This window comes from Nostocoides vanveenii (genome assembly GCF_039531165.1).
GTDB lineage: Bacteria > Actinomycetota > Actinomycetes > Actinomycetales > Dermatophilaceae > Nostocoides_A > Nostocoides_A vanveenii.
Map to the genome: position 1 here is coordinate 1 of NZ_BAAAPN010000073.1, position 1078 is coordinate 1078.

The window sequence follows — 1078 nt, forward strand, 5'->3', positions numbered from 1 at the left end:
TTCGGCCACGAGCCGCCCGCCGTGTCGGACCCGGACCTTCTCGAGGTCGGCGGTGACGTCGACGCGCCCGCCGATCGCGCACGGGTGGACTGAGTAGTCGCTGGTGTCCACGCGCACGTAGTAATCCCGCCCGAGTCGGAGGTGGTTACGCCAACCCAGGTGCAGCACGGCCGGCGGCAGCGGCAACATGGCCGCCTTGTCGACCTTGACCAGGTCAATCGGGCGAGCTTTGATCGTGCGCACCTTGCGTGCGTTCGCTGTCACCAGCCAGGCACTGAACTGGTCATTGAAGTCCTGCGGGGAAGCGAAGACCCTGCCGGGCATGAACGAGGTTTCGAAGAAACCATTGCGGCGTTCCACGATGCCCTTGGACTCCGGATCCCGCGGCGGCAACAGTTTGATCGTGGTTGCCAACGAGCCCGCGAACACCGCCGCCGGCTCCGTCAGCTTCCCTCTCCCGATACCAGATTCGTTGTCCCACAACAGTCGTCGCGGCACAGCACCCAACTGGGTGAGCAGCTGCCACATCCCCAGCAGCAGATCCTCCGTCTTCCTCGTGGGGATCATCACCGCGAGCATGAACCGCGAGAACGCGCACGTGATCACCAACACCGGCAACAACGACCGCGACCCGTCCTCCAGCAGGATCTTGCGCGGCGGGAACCACAGATCGCACTGCGCCGCGTCGCCCGCGGACCACGACAACCGGTCCGCCGGATCGATCGACCGATGATCCGCTCGAACCCGGTTCACGTTGTCGCGGAACCACCGGATCGAGCCCGTCCACCCGACCCGCTCGGCCAGCACCGTCGCCGGCATCTCCGGCGTGTCCGCCAAGAGCTGCCGCACCCTGGCCTCGAACGGCGTAAACGACGTCGGCCTCGACGTCCGCTCGTACCTCGGTGGCTCCTGTGAGGCGATGGCCTTCAAGACCGTCGTCCTCGAGATGCCCAGCTTCCTGGCGATCTCAGCCTTGGCCACTCCATCAGCAGCCAACCGCCGGATCAACGCCCAGTCCTCCAAAGTGATCACTCTCCAATCTCAGAGGTGTTCACTTTTCAAGCGCCGCAACTGTTCA

General features: G+C 64.9%; 1 protein-coding gene. It reads right to left on the reverse strand.

What is annotated here, in order from left to right; genetic code table 11:
- Positions 1-1032: IS21 family transposase (gene istA / locus ABD209_RS15555; protein WP_344067832.1), on the reverse strand; the 1032-nt coding region annotated here is incomplete at its 3' end.
- Positions 1033-1078: the final 46 nt, after the last annotated feature.